Here is a 17,760-nt window from a genome sequence, read left to right as displayed (position 1 = left end):
AGTACCCGCATGAGTCTAGCGTCAACCGGCAGCTATTTTGCCGGAGATCCAAAGCAAAGCCCTCATCCTGTTAGTGATGAAGGCTTTTTGTTTATAAAGGAAGTCATTAGTGCCAAATATTTATGCCGTTTTCTGTGTGCAATTTCTCATAAATGGCAACGCTAAGTAATATTTATAAGTAATCTTCCGCAATCAGGCTTAACTAAGGCTTGGAAATAATGAAGAGGAAAGTGGCAGGAGCATGAAGAATAACCGTAATCAACGATTGAAGGAGAGACTATTTGAGTTATTGTCATTCTCAATCGTGGCCATGCTTTTCATTTATACGAATGATAGGATGGGTAACGATCTTTCTATTGGGATAATTACGATAATCATCGGTGTTGCCGGTTTTATTGTTTATCTGAAGGAATGGATACCGAATCAAATCGTAAAGGGCATCATTTTTTCAGTTTTCCTTCTTTCGATCATGGTCTTTTTCCTTGGGGACATCTGGTTTTACCGTTATTATTCGACACCTATAACATCTTATATGTGGATGCAAAAAAGCAACCTGAATGGGCTTGGTGAAAGTATATTCAGTATGATGGAAGTGAAGGATGCAATCTTTCTTCTGGCAGGCATTCCAATCGCTGAGTCATTTGTGAAGAAAAAATACCCCCTCAAGCATATGGCACTCGTCCCGGCCGTAATATTCCTGATGATAGCAGGTTTGAAGCCGGTCAAGAACATCTTTATCGACAAAGTAGATATAACCAGGCGTTATGAGGCAAATACCTTCTTGCGAAACTGGGGCCCGATCGGTCATCACGCATTGGATACGTATGCCTACTTTACTGATTCGGGAAGGCCTGGAATGTCTTCACAAGAAAAGATGGCCGTTTCTGATTACTTCAATAAAAAGAAAAGAAAGGGAAACGGGCATTCAGGCTCCTTGGAGGGGAAGAATCTCATTATCATCCAGGTGGAATCTTTACAGGCGTTTCCGCTCTTTCAAAGCAGTGCCGGGCAGGAGGTCACTCCATTCATGAATGAACTGGCGAAAGGTGGGTTGTACTTCCCGCATGTATATCCGCAGACGGTATTTGGGAATTCATCAGACGGAGAGCTTATCGTGAATACCGGATTATTTCCTTTAAAGCAGGGTGCGACCTTTTTTCGATTCCCATATAATGATTTTCCGGGTCTTGCTAAGGAATTAAAAAAGTCGGATTATCAAAGTTTTGCTTTCCACGGAGATGAAGAGGACTTTTGGAATAGGCAGCATGCATATCCCTCGCTAGGGTTTGATGACTACCTTTCCATAGAGGATATGTCGCAAGATGAGATGATTTCGATGGGGTTGGGAGACCGCAGTTTCTTCAATCAAAGCTATGATTTCCTAAAAGATAAACAAAATCCCTATTACGCTTTTTTCGTTACATTGACCAGCCATGTACCTTTTTCACTGCCAAAGGAACAGATAACATTGAAGTCTGAAGTTGGAAAAGAGAACAGTTACCTGACTAAATATTTTGAAGCAATTCATTATACAGATTCAGCCATCGGGGATTTCGTAAAGAGGTTGAAGGATGACGGGAAATTGAAAGACAGCGTGATTGTCATTTACGGAGATCATGATGGGCTATTTTTAAAAGATAAACACGAGGTAGAAGCGTATTACGGTAGTAAAATTAGCGATGAAGAGTGGATTGAAAAATATATGCCCATTCCTGTGATCATTTATCAGGAGGATATGAAAGGGAGAACGATTGATAAGGTAGCGGGCCAAATCGATATTTTACCAACTCTATATGATCTGTTCAATATTAAGAGTTCTTCATACTTTGGAGAGAGCATGCTGAATGGCGAAAATGGTGATGCTTTGATATTAAAAGGGGATTATGGTACTCAAATGAAAATAAATGGGGAAGGTAAGGTCGAAGAATTTTCACCTGAAGACCAAAAGGAGATTGATCTGAGTGATCAAGTGATACGCTCTGATTACTTTAAACAAATGAAGGAAGAGAAAAAAGGTGAAAAAAAAGAGGATGACTGATAAAAGCCATCCTCTTTTTTCTTATAATCCCAAATGCGTTTTCACACGATTTTGGGCTTCGAGCTTTGTATCTTCCGGAACGATGTTGTACCAAACGCCATCTACCCGTTGATTGTCACCTTCAAGTGTATATTGTTCAATATTTTTGAGGGATGATTTGTAGTTATTTTGGATGCTCAACATTTCATTGAAACTTAAATTGGTTTCCACGTTTTTACCTAAAGCTTCGAATATATCGTCATAATTGGTAAGTGTCGATAGGCTTGACCCTTTTTTCATGACAGCTTGGATAACCTGGCGTTGCCGCATTTGCCGTCCATAATCCCCGCGGGGATCTTCCTTACGGATTCGGGAATAAATCAAGGCCTCTTTACCATTTAAGTCTATTGTGCCTTTATTGAAAGTATAGCCTTTATAGGCAAGGTCCATATCATTATCGACTGTGACGCCACCAACAGCATTCACAATATCCTGAAAGCCTTCCATATTCATTTTGACGTAATAATCAATCGGAATATCCAAATAGGCTTCCACTGTATTTATCGACATGGCAACTCCGCCATATGCATAGGCATGGTTCATTTTATCATTTATACCTTTACCGATGATCTCTGTACGCGTATCCCTCGGTAAACTCAATAACTCGATCGATTCTTTTTTAGGATTAACCGTCATGACAATCATCGTATCTGATCGACCTGAGTCATTTTCTCTTTCATCCACACCAAGAATCAGCAATGAAAATGGATCTTTGCTCTTGAACTTGATGTCCTCTACCCGTTTATCCGTTTTATGGGCTGTCCCCTGCATAGTGCTGATCGCACCAGCTAATGATTGATAAACTGAAGCGCCATAAACACCTGCGCCAATGAAAAGGATTAAAAGGGTGAAGCCGATTATTTTAAACGTTTTGCGTTTCTTTTTCTTTTTTTTATGTTCGGATCTCATTTTATATTCCTCCCTTAACCATCCCACAAAATGGAAGGTGTGAAAAAGTACCTAGTCGGTATTTTTAACTATACCTTTTTTTTGTCAAAAATAGAATAGTTTCTTTTTGTACTTAGAGTACATATTTACCTTTTTTCATCCAAAAAAACGAAGGATTCCAGAGAAACCGAATTCCTTCGTTAGTACAACATTAGAATGTTTCGTTAATAGTAACCTCTGAAAAGGATGCTATGATTCTTTTACATGAAATTGCCAGACTTTAAGGGAAAGTCTGGCAATTAAATCTTATAGACTTCTATAACCGATGATTTTACTCTTGAAATAAGAGTTTGAAGTAGTACTGATTGTTACTCCCTTGCTTGATGAGGCATGAATGAATTCCCCGCCGCCCAAGTAGATTCCCATATGGCTTATCACTGATTTATTGGAACCCGTTGCAAAGAATATAAGATCGCCGCTTTTCGGTGAAGTAACCTTTTTACCCATATCATAATATGTGGAAGATGAAAGCCTCGGCACGTCATACCCAGCCTTCTTGAATGTATAGTAAATGAATCCGCTGCAATCGAAACCTGATGGGGAGGAACCCGCCCACGAATATGGTGTACCAATTAATTTTTTTGCTTCGGAAACGAGCTTGGCCACTTTGTTCCCCGAACTTGGGGCTTCCACTTTTCCCTCATCGTTTTTATCCGCTGGGGCAGTACTTGCCGATTTACTTAGTTTTAGCTTTTGACCCACTCTGATTAAATCGGACTTTAAAGAGTTGATTGATTTAAGCTGAGTTACAGTCAAGTTGGTTTTTCTGGATATCTTGGAAAGAGTGTCACCTTTTACCACAATGTATGTAGACGAATTGACTGGGGTCTGTGTAACATTGGATGGTTTGGAGCTGCCGGGTAAATCAATGGTAGTGGTAGTGGTTGATTTAGATACGATAAGTTTGTTACCTGCATAAATTCTATCGGATTTTAAGTTATTCAGTTTCATCAATTCAGCAAGTGTAAGGTTATGCTTGTTTGCTATCCTGGTTAAGGTGTCACCTGAAACAATGGTATATGTGGTTTTCTTTGTTTTTTTCACGGAAACTGAAGAAGCATTGGATGTTGTTTTGGAGTTGGGTGTAATTAATTTTTGATTGATTTTCAAAAAGTCTGATTTTAAGTTATTAAGCTGTTTTAAGTCTTTTACCGTCGTATGATGCTTCTGGGCGATTTTACTTAAGTTATCACCGCTTTTGACAGTATATGTACCGGCAAGGGCAGGAGAAACAAAAGTCGAAGATAAAATGGCTAATGTCGAAAATGCGACAACACTTTTTTTCACAATTTTCCACCTCTAATATGTCTTTTTCCCTATTCTAACAAAATAAACAGGTTTAAACATATTACATTTTTGTTACAAGGGGAAAATAGTAGTATTTTACTGGTTTATATTGGCGAACTTTGAGTAATGTAATCTACAATATTTTCTATATTGTGAGTCTTTTTTCACATTGAGGGGTTTTGTGTTTTCTTTTGTAATTATATGTAAAAATAACCCTGTTTTTGGATGCGCATTTCCGTTTAAAAAATGAAAACCCACTTCGTAAAACGAAGTGGGTTTTTTATTTAAAAAGGAAATCAACTAAATTCCTGCTTGAATTTCCTGTGGAGTATTCATTCCATTTTTGGTTAAAGGAAGCGATCTTCAGTAATGAATGATCGGCGGCACGGATTTTCTTTAAGAGCTCTACTGTGGTAGATACCACGGGTCCGGGCATGGAAGAGGAGTAATCCTCCCAGAATCCCCGTTCCTGCACATACTTTTCTAAGTCATATGCAAAGAATATCATGGGTCTTTCCAAGAAAGAGAATTCAAATGGTATCGATGAGTAATCGGTTATTAAAAGATCCGTACTGATAAGCAGTTGGTTAACGTGAAATTCACTATCGACAGGATAAATGAATCCCGGGAATTTATCTTGTAAATCATGCTCTGCTTTAACTGCTGGATGCAGTTTTAGTAATAACGCATAATTTTCGCCCTGAAGTTCCTTGTAGAGCAATTCCAAATCAAGTGCAATCTCTCCGCTGTTCAAACCGTCATTACGGAATGTAGGGGCATACAGCATGATTTTCTTATGCTCAAGTTCTGGATACCTGTCCAGCAAAGCATTGCGGGCATTTCTTTTTGATTCATCATTGAAAAAGAAATCGGTCCGAGGTATCCCTGTCCTTAGGATATGCGATGCCGGCAGTTGAAAACTTTCTTGAAAAATCTCGGCCATTCTCTCTGAACCTGCCGTAACATAATCGAATTTGTTATATACCTCAAAAAATCTTTTCCTTGCACCGGCTGAGCGGTTTTGAATGGAAGGGTCTTTTGCCCCGAATTGCTTAACGGCACCGGCTGCATGCCACACTTGGACACATGTCACTTGCTTTTTGAATGCAATGGCTGAAAGAAAGCCAAAATAATTATCGATGATGATCCATTTTGATGTAGCCAGATGATAAATCGATCGGATCATGGCCATGATATTTTTTGATTCAAACGGAAGGACGATGGTTTCCCCATCGTCCTTAACTTGCATGGAACTGCTCGATTTCATTAAAAATATTTTTTGAACGGAAATGTCCTGCTTGTCCATTTCATCTGCGATATATTGGCAATTGTCCCCGAATGATGTGACAAAGGTCGTTTTGTCATATAAAGGGAAAAGTTTAAAGATAGAGAATAAAACTTTGAAACAAAAAAGATAAATCCCTATCGCGAATTCTTTAGCCATTAGTAACTTGTAAAAGGTCATCTTTAATTTGGGAAGTCGAAATGCCGATAGTTCTTGGAAGGTAGACCACTTCACAAACTTCGGATAATTCATCGAATTGGCCTTTCCAGTCATCGCCCATTACAAAGATATCTACACCTTCACGAACGATGTCTTCCCTCTTTTGTTCCCAATTGTCTTCCGGTATGACTTCATCCACATAGCGGATTGATTCAAGGATCATTTTTCTGTTTTCAAAACTATGATAAGCTTTTTTATCTTTTAAAGCATTGAATTCATCCGTGGAAATGGCAACGATCAGATAATCCCCTAAATCTTTAGCGCGTTTTAATAGATTGATATGACCCCAATGAAGCAAATCAAAGGTTCCGTAAGTGATTACTTTCTTCATCTTTATTCCTCCTTTAAGACTCTTAAACTGTTATTCAATCAAATTAATATATATTTGGTCTATTAGAATATGAAATGGAACAATAAAACAGGCAACTAGCATTTAAATTTCTGCTTGTTGTTTTCCTATATTTTTAGGCAATGGCATTCTCTAACTAATTATAACTTAATAGCTTTACAAATAAACCACAATTTTTTTACAAATAAACCACAATTTTTACATTGATGATTATTGTAAATATTATTTTTTAAGCTAAAATTAAATGTTGACTATTTTGTAGGGCATAATAAGGTGTCTATATGAATGTATGGTTTATACTGAATGGTATTTAAAAATAATTTCTCTTCACTTTACTTAAAGTAAGCTGATGAACGATTGATAAGAAAAATTATTATTCTTGCTGCAATCAGAATAAGCCATTCACAATTTTACCACGTTTAGGAGAGAACAACTAGAGGAGCTTCATTAATCCCTGTTTTCTAATAGTGAAGGTGAAGCGACAGAATTGTATGAAGGACAGATGATGGGCATATATTAGCCATAAATCTATCGCCTAACATTTTTTAAGTATCCAATTAATGAAGTGCAAGTATTGATTTGAAAGCGTTAACTTTGATGTCATGAAGACTTCTTTGCAATTAAGAGAATTGTTTTTGCTATTCCCTTTCCATTCTGGCAACATGGAAGAACGGCAGTACTTTCTTGGAAGTCTTATATTTACGAATGTTTTTAAGTTTTAGTATGTTTGTTTTCGATTATGTACTAACCAATATTGTCTTTTTTGTTCATTAGAGGATTTATAGTAAATATATGGGCAGTTCGCCTGTCTGTTAATGATATTGAGGAAAAACCTAAAAAAGTTTATGATTTTAAAGTACATTGAATGATTCGTTTTTATTTAAATAATTTGTAATAGGTGGTCTAAAATGATTAAAAAGCTTCTTGGAAAAGGGAAAGCAAAAAAAACTCCTAAAATTAAGCTGAAACAAGTTCTGACCATTGCGCAAGAGAAAGATACACTGTTGATAAAAGGTGAATTTTCAATAGAACATTATTGCGCAAAAGAACTATGGTTATATTCTAGGGATTACGAAGATCAAAAAATAAAAATAGCCGAGTCGGTGAGTTCATCTAAATTTGAGTTTAAAGTAGATTTGAAAGATTTAATGCGGAAATTAGACGGTGATGAACCGACTGTTTATGACTGTTATATAAAGGTTTCCGTTCCAGTTGAAAAGCTGAGCAAAAAAGCGATACTTAGTATCGAGCATAAAGCTGAATATGTAGAAGAGAACGAACAGGTTAATATCGAATATCCAATTCGTCTAGGGCGTTTCCAGGAAACGCACATGAACAATTTGAGTATTTATAACTATGAAGATAAACAAAGTATATTCTCTATAACAAATAAAGGGAATTTATCTCTTTACTTCAATAAAACCCCTAAAATTTCGATTAAGTCTCAAATTGAAAAAATCAAAAGCAAATCGAAGGCCATGCAAATTAATGGTCAAATTTTCACCAAGCATTCAAGGATCATAAAAGGTGAGGGCCTTGTAAAAGGAAGACAAAGTGACAAAGAATATCAGGCAAATATCTCTTTTATTCATAATAAGGAAATGAATATTAAGAAATATGGACTGAATCGTTATATATATGATTTGAGAGTGGATTTAGAACAATTAGTCAGTGCGGATTTGGAAGATGATGTATATGACATTTACATGAAATTACATTTGCATGATCAGGAAGAGCCGAAAATGGTACGCGTCGGAAGACCAACCACCAGAACTAAATTATTTACTAAAGAGACCGATGTCAGCTCGAATAATGGAGTTGCTATCGTCAATCCATACTATACCTTTAAAGCATCCAATTTATCATTGGAAGTGTTTAACTTCTCTACGGAAAGTTATCGATATTTAAAAAGGATGATGGGGTGGAGGCGGTTTTTGGCCTTATTTAAAAAGAAAAAGGATGTCTGGCTAATTGGAGAAAGAACGTATAAAGCCCAGGATACCGGATATCACTTTTTTAAATATATGAGGGAAAATCACCCAGAAAAAGAAGTGTATTATGTAATAGAAGAAAATTCAGTGGAAGCCAAGAACGTCGAGCCCTTTGGAAATATACTTTATTTCAAATCAAAGGATCATATTAAAAAGACTATGGAATCGACCCGTATCATTTCATCACATCATCCGGATTATTTATATCCTTTAAGAACTTCTGAATTTAAAAATCGTGTTAAGGGAGTTAAGGTATTTCTTCAACATGGTGTTATGGGCACGAAGAATATGGTGGCAAACTACGGGAAAAATGCAGTCTCAGGCTTTAGTACGGATGTTTTTCTGGTAAGTTCAGATTTCGAAAAGGATATGATTGTAACAGATTTTGGATACAACGAAAAAGAAGTATTCACGACGGGACTTTCGAGGTTCGACTCGCTGTTCAAGGATGATGTTTTAACTAAGCGGCAATTATTGATCATTCCAACATGGAGAGATTGGATTACATCCGATGAAATCTTTTTGGAAAGCGAGTATTTTGAAAGGTATCAGAAATTAGTGAATCACCCGGTTTTACATGAGTTATCTAAAAACAATGGATTCGAAATCATTTTTTGCCTTCACCCTAATATGCAGAAGTTCACGTCTTATTTCAAGGATGCCCCTGTCAGGGTGATCAGTCAGGGTGAAGTGGATGTCCAAAGATTAATTAAGGAAAGCGCGATTATGATCACGGACTATTCAAGTGTAGCGTTTGATTTTAGTTTCCTGCATAAACCGGTAATTTACTATCAATTTGATAGAGACCGTTTCATAGGGAAAAGACCGTCACATTTGGATTTGGATAACGATCTTCCGGGTGAAATCGTTGATGAATTGGATGAATTGTTAGGTGTATTAGCCGAATATGCCAACACTGATTTTGTCATGAAGAAAAAGTATATGGATAAGGCCAATCGTTTTATTAAATATCGCGATGTCCATTCTAATTCAAGGATATTCGAAGTGATTCAAAATGCAGAAAAAGATCAAAATTCAATAATTAAATTATATAACCATCCGATATCGAAACTCATTATGAATCGGTTCAGGAAAAGTGATAAGTATTTCCCTGTCATGAAAAAGGTTTATAAAATCATGTCCAAGGTTATCCCGGTTGACCGGAACCTTATTCTTTTTGAAAGTGGGATAGGGAAGCAATTCGCCGATAGCCCGAAGTATATTTATGAAGAACTGGTCAAAAGGGATAATAAATATAAAAAAGTTTGGGTGTATAATGGTAATTTACCAATAAAAGGTAAGAACACAAAGCTGATTAAACGCTTAAGTCCGGAATACTATTATTATTTAGCCAAAGCAGGTTATTGGATAAATAATCAAAACTTCCCTACCTATTTAAGCAAAAGGAAGGAAACGACATATATCCAGACTTGGCATGGTACCCCTTTGAAAAAAATGCTATTTGATATAGATAATATTCAGGGAAGAGACGATGGGTACTTAGATCGAGTGCATGGTGCAACGAGAACTTGGGATTATTTAATATCACCAAGTCCATACGCATCCAATGCATTCAGAAGCGCTTTCAAGTATGAAGGGGAAATTTTAGAAACGGGATATCCAAGAAATGATTTGTTTTACAGGGAAGATGCTTCAATGATTTCCAAGTCAGTGATGGAAAAACTGAAGATACCAAAAGGAAAAAAAGTCATCTTATATGCTCCTACATTCCGGGATAATCAAACTTCAAAAAACAATAAATTCATTTTCGAACTGAAATTTGATTTGGAAAGAATGAAGGAAGAATTAGGGGATGAATATATCCTGTTGTTAAGGATGCATGTTGTTATAAGTAATAATCTAAGCATCCCGAGTGAATTTGAGGATTTCGTGATAAATGTATCCAATTATTCAGATATTCAGGAACTTTACCTGATTTCTGATATATTGATCACGGATTATTCTTCAGTAATGTTCGATTTTGCTAATACTGCTCGGCCGATTTTGTACTACACTTATGATTTGGAAGATTACCGAGATAACATCCGTGGATTCTATATGGATTTTGAAAAGGAAGCACCAGGTCCATTTTTAAGTACAACTGAGGAGATTATCGAAACTATTACCAATATCGATGATATAAACATGCAATATAAAGAAAGATATGGTTTATTTAGAGAGAAGTATTGTGGAATAGAGGACGGTAAAGCTACCCGGAGAATCGTGGATAAATTTTTTAATGATTGATTCCTAAAATAAAGGGTATTGTTGCTTAAGTAACTGGTGAATTTGGCTGCCCAAGTCGAAACGTCTATGTTACCTCTAGACATAAAAGGAGAGAGGAATCGTATGAATTTCTTGGTACGTCAAAAAGCGAGGGAACTTTTAAAGAGCGGTAATATTCAATTGAAAAATAGTCCTGTAAGCTTAAGAAATAAATTTTTAGGAAAAGAAAAAAAAGTCACGGTAGTCACTGCTGCATATAATGCTGAAAAATTCATCAGAAAAACGATTGAATCAGTAATCAATCAAACCATCGGTATTGATCAGATTGAATACATCATTATTGATGATTGTTCGACAGATGGCACCAATAAAATCATTCAAGAGTATGCAGCCAAATATAAGAATATCTGTTCAGTTACCCTTCAAGAAAATAATGGGTCACCCGGGACTCCGAGAAACATTGGAATAGAATTGGGAACATCCAAATATATAACTTTTTTAGACGCGGATGACTGGCTTGCACATGATGGATTGGAAAGCCTCTATAACATCCTGGAGGAAACCGGTGATGATTATGTGGTGGGCAAAACGGTAAAAGTAGAATCCGGGTCAGAGAGCGTCATCGGTGAGTTTGCTTCCATTAAAGAAAGAAGAAGCATCACCCCTCTGGATGTTCCGCACTTTTTTTATCATATGGGTCCAACGGCAAGGATGATGAATCTGCCTATGGTTAAAGAAAATGAAATTGGTTTTCCGAATATGAAATTCGGTGAGGATAAATGGTTTTTTACTGATGTTTTCTTTAAAGTTAGAGCAGTATCAACTACTAAAAAACCTATTTATTATGTCAATAGAACGTCTGAAAACCCCTCTTCTTTAACACGTGTCACGAATGTGTTGGACAAAAGGAAAGCGGATATTGAAATAATAAAGTATATTCAATCCAAGGATATTGCCATTGAATTGAAAAAGGTGGCTCTTAACCGGATTTATGAGTACGATATTGTAAAAACGTTCGACAGTCAAACCTTTGTGAAATCCAAGAATAAAGAAGATTTTATAGAAATATTAAAGGAAGCTGTCGAAACAGCGAAAAACTTGTCATATGACTTCAAGAATGAATTTAAAGTACCTATTTATAAATTGGCACTTGAATTATTCATGGAGGATCGTGTTGATGATTTCATAAAGTTGTTTGAATGGTTAAAGCGAGATTCCAATAAAAAATATCATATAAAAGATGGTTTACCTTATTACGAACTTCCATTTCTGGAAGGTGAATATCGCTTTGTCAGGATACCGATGCTTGCCCGTGCACTGGATTCTTATATTATGGATAATGTCTACCACCAAAGGTTTGAGATTTATGGTGATGATATAAACAACATAGATTCTGTATTGATACGTGATAGGACAAGAATCGACAATGAAATCAATTGCGGAGTTCAAATAGAAGGTAATAGAGGCCATTTCACTGTTTCATTGGATGAAATTGATAAAATGGAAAAGTCCTTATTTACGTTGTTCATTCGCTACAATGATTATCAATTGGTGAATATTAAAAGGATCCTGAAAAATAAGATGACGTATAATAAGAAAAATGTGGAGTTTTATACAACAGTGGCAAATAATTTGGGACTGGCAATAAAGTCTTTGGAGTAGCTGTTAGAAGCACACCAAAAATAAGCTCTCCCTTCTATTGGGCGAGCTTATTTTTAATTCGATTTATTAACATGGTTCACTTATCATTAATCAATAAAAAGGGAGATCGGATATGTCAAATGAAAAAATACAAACCTCAAAGAGACCTTCCTTTCTATCGCTAGTTAAAAATAAGGCTAAAGCAATTATTTTAAGAGGATATAAAATGGCCTTTGCATTGGTGGGGACAGTATTGCCAGTGGACCGGAAGCTGGTTATTTTTGAGAGCTTTTTGGGCAAGCAGTATAGCTGCAATCCCCGGGCGATTTATGAATACTTGCAGAGTAACCATCCTGAATATAAAATGTATTGGAGCGTAGATAAAAGATATACAGCTCATTTCGAAGAGGCAGGCATCCCATATCTCAATCGCTTTTCATTTAGTTGGTTGCTCAAAATGACAAGAGCCCAGTATTGGGTAACGAACAGCAGGCTCCCGCTTTGGATTCCGAAGCCGAAGCACACGATCTATCTGCAAACGTGGCATGGTACTCCATTAAAGAAACTTGCGGCGGATATGAATGAGGTTCATATGCCTGGAACAACGACGGATAAATATAAAGAAAATTTCCATGCCGAATCAAGTAAATGGGATTATTTAATTTCACCGAACGCTTATTCAAGTGAAATTTTTGCACGTGCCTTCAATGTCGATACTGCTAAAATTCTGGAAACCGGTTATCCTCGCAATGATATACTTTACAATGGGAATAATCGTGATACAATCGACTCATTGAAACAGAAGTTGGGTATACCAATAGAGAAAAGGATCGTTTTATATGCACCAACTTGGAGGGACGATGAGTTTTATAGCAAGGGAAAATATAAGTTTGAAATAAAACTCGATCTGAATCGAATGAAACAGGAATTGGGGGAGGAGTATGTCATTTTGCTCCGTCTTCATTACTTGGTTTCCGAGAACTTGGATTTATCGGCGTATCAAGGATTCGCTTATGATTTATCCAGTTACGAAGATATTAGTCATTTGTATCTTATTTCGGATTTATTAATAACTGATTATTCCTCCGTATTCTTTGATTACGCAAATTTACAGCGTCCGATGCTTTTCTATGTATATGATATTGAAAATTACAGGGACAAGCTTCGCGGTTTTTACTTTGATTTCGAAAAGAGTGCACCTGGTTTGTTAGTCAAAACATCTGATGCGGTCATTGATAGTATCAAGACGATGAAATATGAAAATACCAATGATATCAATCATTTTCACGAGCGGTTTTGTGCACTCGAGGATGGCCAGGCTTCACGCCGTGTCGTAGAAAAAGTGTTTTTAGGAAGGTCTGTGTAATTTATGAGTTCAGCTTTGACCGTTTTAAAAGAACAAATCAATAATTTTTATTTGGTAAGGCGTTTATCTGTTTATGAGATGAAAAGTGCCAACAGCAATAACTACCTGGGAGTCTTATGGGAAATCATCAATCCAATGATACAGATTGCGATTTATTGGTTTGTATTCGGATTTATAATCCTAAATCGCGGGGAAAATTTCCTTCCATGGCTGATGGCAGGGATCGTTGTCTGGTTCTTTGTGAATCCTTCGATAACCCAAACGTCCAAATCCGTCTATTCCCGACTGAATATGGTATCCAAGATGAGCTTTCCGATGAGTGTAATTCCATCGTACGTCATCTTTGCCAAGTTGTATCAGCATCTCATGCTGCTGGGAGTCATCATCATCCTATTAGGTTTTACTGGATACCTTCCAACAGTTTATATCATACAACTGCCGTATTATGTTGCCGCGACGGTCTTGCTATTATTTTCAATTGGGTTAATCTCTTCAACATTATCAACCATTATTCGTGACGTTCATAATATAATCGTGTCCTTAATGAAAGTCTTGTTTTATTTAACACCAATCCTTTGGGTATTGGATGCTAAGGAGCACCCTATCATACTAAACATCATGAAGCTGAATCCGCTATATTATATTGTGGAAGGGTATCGGGCTTCATTGTTGGGGGAATCATGGTATCTAATAGCGCATTGGGAATATACCCTTTATTTCTGGGCAGTCGTTATCATCTTATTTTTGATAGGTTCCTCGCTGCATGTCAGGTTTAGAGATCGCTTTGTTGACTTTAAGTAAACTGGAAGTGAGAAAAATTGGAAAAATCGGTAATTGTCAAAGATATAACGAAAAAATATAAATTATATAATAAAAACTCGGAAAAATTATTGGATCTTCTTTTGCCCAAAAGCTATGGGGAAGAGTACTTTGCTCTGAGGAATGTAAGTTTTGAAGCGGAAAAGGGCGATGTAATAGGATTTGTCGGGGTCAACGGGTCAGGTAAGTCCACATTGTCCAATATTATCGCCGGCATCATCCCACCCACGGACGGAAATGTCCAAACTAACGGGAAAACGGCTTTGATTGCCGTTGCATCGGGCCTGAATAATCAGTTGACGGGCAGAGAAAACATCGAACTGAAAATGCTGATGCTCGGATTCGATAAAAATCGGATCAAAGAACTTGAGCCTGAGATCATTGAGTTTTCGGAACTTGGTAAGTTCATTGACCAACCGGTGAAATCCTACTCAAGCGGCATGAAGTCCAGGCTTGGTTTTTCCATTTCCGTGCATATCGATCCAGATATCCTGATTATTGATGAAGCCTTATCAGTCGGGGATAAAAACTTTGCTGAGAAGTGTTTAGAGAAAATGAACGAATTTAAGGCAAAAGGAAAAACGATGTTCTTTGTCAGCCATTCAATCGGTCAGATGAAGAAATTTTGCCAAAAGGCTTTATGGCTTGAATATGGAGAGTTAAAGGCATATGGTGCCATGAACGAAGTAATGCCGCAATATGAAGCATTCTTAAAAGAATATAACGCCATGTCTAAACAAGAACAGAAAAAATACCGTGAAGAACAAATGAAAAGGCGCAGTTCAGCACTGGTATGAAAGTGAAAAGCAGACCCGGGCTACGGGTCTGCTTTTTTTAGTTAAGCACTTTTTCATAAGCTTTCTCAAACCGCTCGGCAGCTGAAAGGTGGGAGTATTCGCTTTCCATTTTATATCTTGCTTTCGCAGCTAAATTTGCTGCATATTCAGGATCATTAAGCAGGTTGGAGATGGCTTGTGCAAGTGCGTCTTCATTTTTTTCCGCTACTAACAGACCATCTTCTCCATCAATGAGAATCTCCTTTAAACCTCCGATTGCACTTGCGATGACGGGTGAGCGGCAACTCATCGCTTCTAAGGCAGAAATGGAAGTCGCTTCTTCCACCCCGTGGGAATGAACGCTTGGGATGAGTACGATGTCCGATGCTTCATAGAGGTTATGCATTTTCTCGAACGGCACTGAACCGAGAAAAAGTACGGAATCTGATATTTTGAGCCTGGCTGCGGTTTCCTCGAGCCGGCTTCGCTGTTCACCCGTCCCTGCATAGACCAATACTGTTTCAGGATGGTTTTCCAGCACCTCCGGCAGAGAAAGAAGCGGGTATATGACACCGTTCTTTTCCGTCATTCTTCTCGGAACGAAAAGCATCTTTTTATGTAGCGGTATTTGAAAGTCCCGGCGAGTTTGCTCCCGCTTTGCGCTTTCGGGTTTGAAAGCAGACACGTCAATGAAGTTCTTGATCGTATCCGCTTCTATATGTGCCAAATGATTGATATAGTCTTTGATCCTTTGATCGACCGTCACTACTTTTGCAGCGGACTGATAAGCTTTCCTTTCTAGTTCGCGAATGATCAAATCTTCTTCACTATCCGGAAGAAGGGCGCCCCTGCTGACTGCCTCGAATGAATAATACCCATGGACGGTTTGCACCGTCGGTATCCCGGATTCGATGGAGGCAAGCGTTGCGAAAATGTCTTGAGCATTAATGACATCATAGTTCTTTTTCAAGGCTTTAATAGATGAAGCCAACAATTTTTGGCGTTGCCGGTCATTGAAAAGCTGGCCGCTACCCTGTTTTACTTTATTTAATAAAAATCCTGGGGCCTGGGCGAGCATTTTCCTCTTGAAAGGGTGTAATTGAGAGAAAGATAAAATGTCCACATTATGGCCCCGTGAAATTAACCCCTTTTTTAACGTAGTGATATGACTCGATAGCCCTCCTTCATGAGGGTAGTTGAAAATCGTTGTGATTAAAATGTCCATAGTGGCACTCCTTCTTCTAATGCATTAATTTGATGATCTGATTCTTTTCAGAGCTTGCAGGCTGCTTACTTTAAAAAGAATGGATAATGCGAGATATAGTCCGAATACTAGCAGCGATATGAACACTAATTCCATGATGATGGGCAACTTTAGGGTAAGCGGGTGGACCCAGAGAGCCATTCCGTAAATGACGGTTCCGATGATGGTAAGCTTGCTGCTTTCCTGAAAAACATCCCTGAAAGCGGCCTTGTCCGCTCTTGCTGTCTTCAGCCATAGGTAGACGAAAAGGTAGAGAGATTGCAGGAGCATGGAAATGCCCGATGCTAAAGCGATTCCGCCGACGCCGAGATAACGTGATAGGACCCAGCTGAGCAGGACGTTAAGCAATACGGCAATCAAGCAGGAATACATCGCCACTTTCGTTTTCTTCAAGGCGTAGAAAGCGTTCATCAAATAATCCCTCAGTGCAAAGAATGGGAGGCAGGCAGAATAAAAGACGAATGCCCTATAAGTCATTTCGGTTGCTGAAGCATCGAAAGCCCCGCGTTGGAAAGCCAGAGTGATTAAGCTGTTTCCGCTGATTAACATGACGACCATGAACGGAATCGCTAAAAATAACAGCGATTTCAACCCCTTTAAGGTCAAATTAAGGAAAGATTGATAGCCTATAAGCGCGCGCTCGACGATTGAAGGGTACAATACGGTAATCAGCGGCGTGAGGACAATGCTTAATGGCAGCCAAAGCAGGCGATTGGCATAGTTCAAGGCCGAGACGCTTCCGGTTTCGAGCGAGGTCGCAATAATCCGATCGACGACACTATTCAACTGGATCGCCAAAGCGGCGATAATGATTGGATAAAAGGTGTACAGTGTTTGTGCGATCTGCCGTTTATGAGGCAGGAAAGAGACGATGGGCCGGATACCGTACTGCTTCAATGATGGGTATTGGATAAGGAACTGGCTTGCTGCACCGAGCACAAACCCCCAAGCCAACCCTTCAATCCCAAACGGAGCAGCCAACAATACGGTAGCTGCGATAATTACCGTGTTTTGTGCAGTTGAAGTGAGTGCTGGCAGAATAAAACGCTTATTCGCATTGAGGACCCCCGTCGCCATGTAAGAAAGCGTGAAAAATAGTAAACTTGGCAGCATGATCCGGGTCAGTGACTCCGTCAGGACCAGTTCCGAATCAGAGAAACCCGGGGCCGTCAACACGACGAGCGGCTTTATGAAAATCATGCAGGCAATGGTCAGGATTCCGGCAACCAGCATAAAGAAAGAACCTAAAACACTGATGAATTCATCAGCTTTCAACGGGTTATCCGCCTTCTTTTCCAAGTAAATGGGGATAACGCCGGCCTGAAGACCGCTGCCGATAGCCGTAAAAAGAATGGTTGGTATAAGGCTTGCCACGAAAAAAACATCTGCCATCGATGATGCCCCGAAATAGGCGGCTATGATCGATTCCCGCCCGAATCCGAGGACTTTTCCAATGGCAGCAATAATAGTGACGAGCCCGACCGATTTAATGACATGTGAAAGAGTAGGCAT

The 17,760-nt window shown here is 38.3% G+C and carries 12 protein-coding genes and 1 pseudogene; 7 read left to right on the top strand and 6 right to left on the bottom strand.

Annotation, left to right across the window (positions count from 1 at the left end):
- Positions 1–9: 9 nt before the first annotated feature.
- Both ACWF5P_RS05420 and ACWF5P_RS05415 read left to right on the top strand, forming a co-directional pair.
- Positions 10–165 (top strand): hypothetical protein, encoded by a 156-nt coding sequence (locus tag ACWF5P_RS05420; protein WP_434168122.1) that lies wholly within the window; start codon positions 10–12, stop codon positions 163–165.
- Positions 166–241: 76 nt separating this feature from the next.
- Positions 242–2,038: an LTA synthase family protein gene (locus ACWF5P_RS05415; RefSeq protein ID WP_452444689.1), complete on the top strand. Its 1,797-nt coding sequence runs from the start codon at positions 242–244 to the stop codon at positions 2,036–2,038.
- A gap of 21 nt (positions 2,039–2,059) precedes the next feature.
- Here the strand turns inward: ACWF5P_RS05415 and ACWF5P_RS05410 are convergent, their stop codons facing one another.
- The 4 genes from ACWF5P_RS05410 to tagD all read right to left on the bottom strand — a co-directional run bounded on the left by ACWF5P_RS05410 (position 2,060) and on the right by tagD (position 6,147).
- Positions 2,060–2,986, bottom strand: coding sequence for an LCP family glycopolymer transferase (locus tag ACWF5P_RS05410; RefSeq protein WP_101223786.1), 927 nt, complete (start codon positions 2,984–2,986; stop codon positions 2,060–2,062).
- Between the two features lie 285 nt (positions 2,987–3,271).
- The gene (locus ACWF5P_RS05405) at positions 3,272–4,312 is read right to left on the bottom strand and encodes a C40 family peptidase (RefSeq protein ID WP_101223785.1); all 1,041 of its coding nucleotides are present in this window, start codon (positions 4,310–4,312) and stop codon (positions 3,272–3,274) included.
- Between the two features lie 280 nt (positions 4,313–4,592).
- Positions 4,593–5,756: a CDP-glycerol glycerophosphotransferase family protein gene (locus ACWF5P_RS05400; RefSeq protein ID WP_452444688.1), complete on the bottom strand. Its 1,164-nt coding sequence runs from the start codon at positions 5,754–5,756 to the stop codon at positions 4,593–4,595.
- Positions 5,749–6,147 carry a glycerol-3-phosphate cytidylyltransferase gene (tagD, locus tag ACWF5P_RS05395; protein ID WP_057278149.1) on the bottom strand — a complete coding sequence of 133 codons (399 nt, stop codon included), beginning with the start codon at positions 6,145–6,147 and terminating at the stop codon, positions 5,749–5,751. The genes ACWF5P_RS05400 and tagD overlap by 8 nt, the downstream gene beginning before the upstream one ends.
- Before the next feature lie 926 nt (positions 6,148–7,073).
- Between tagD and ACWF5P_RS05390 the strand changes: the two genes are divergently transcribed.
- The 5 genes and pseudogenes from ACWF5P_RS05390 (at position 7,074) to tagH (ending at position 15,005) form a co-directional block, all read left to right on the top strand.
- Positions 7,074–10,403, top strand: a complete 3,330-nt coding sequence (locus ACWF5P_RS05390) for a CDP-glycerol glycerophosphotransferase family protein (protein WP_452444687.1) — start codon at positions 7,074–7,076, stop codon at positions 10,401–10,403.
- A 102-nt stretch (positions 10,404–10,505) separates the two neighbouring features.
- Positions 10,506–12,044 (top strand): glycosyltransferase family 2 protein, encoded by a 1,539-nt coding sequence (locus ACWF5P_RS05385; RefSeq protein WP_452444686.1) that lies wholly within the window; start codon positions 10,506–10,508, stop codon positions 12,042–12,044.
- Between the two features lie 139 nt (positions 12,045–12,183).
- Positions 12,184–13,389: pseudogene (locus ACWF5P_RS05380) on the top strand (CDP-glycerol glycerophosphotransferase family protein); the annotation flags it as partial.
- Between the two features lie 3 nt (positions 13,390–13,392).
- Positions 13,393–14,190, top strand: a complete 798-nt coding sequence (locus tag ACWF5P_RS05375; protein ID WP_101223780.1) for an ABC transporter permease — start codon at positions 13,393–13,395, stop codon at positions 14,188–14,190.
- A gap of 17 nt (positions 14,191–14,207) precedes the next feature.
- Positions 14,208–15,005 (top strand): teichoic acids export ABC transporter ATP-binding subunit TagH, encoded by a 798-nt coding sequence (gene tagH, locus ACWF5P_RS05370; protein ID WP_101223779.1) that lies wholly within the window; start codon positions 14,208–14,210, stop codon positions 15,003–15,005.
- 37 nt (positions 15,006–15,042) lie between these two features.
- Here the strand turns inward: tagH and ACWF5P_RS05365 are convergent, their stop codons facing one another.
- Positions 15,043–16,209, bottom strand: coding sequence for a glycosyltransferase family 4 protein (locus ACWF5P_RS05365; protein ID WP_101223778.1), 1,167 nt, complete (start codon positions 16,207–16,209; stop codon positions 15,043–15,045).
- Positions 16,210–16,233: 24 nt separating this feature from the next.
- Positions 16,234–17,760, bottom strand: coding sequence for a murein biosynthesis integral membrane protein MurJ (murJ, locus tag ACWF5P_RS05360; RefSeq protein ID WP_434168117.1), 1,527 nt, complete (start codon positions 17,758–17,760; stop codon positions 16,234–16,236).

This window comes from Peribacillus sp. NPDC055009, from assembly GCF_053608705.1.
Note: the sequence above shows the minus strand (reverse complement) of the source record. Positions and strands in the feature narration are given on the sequence as shown.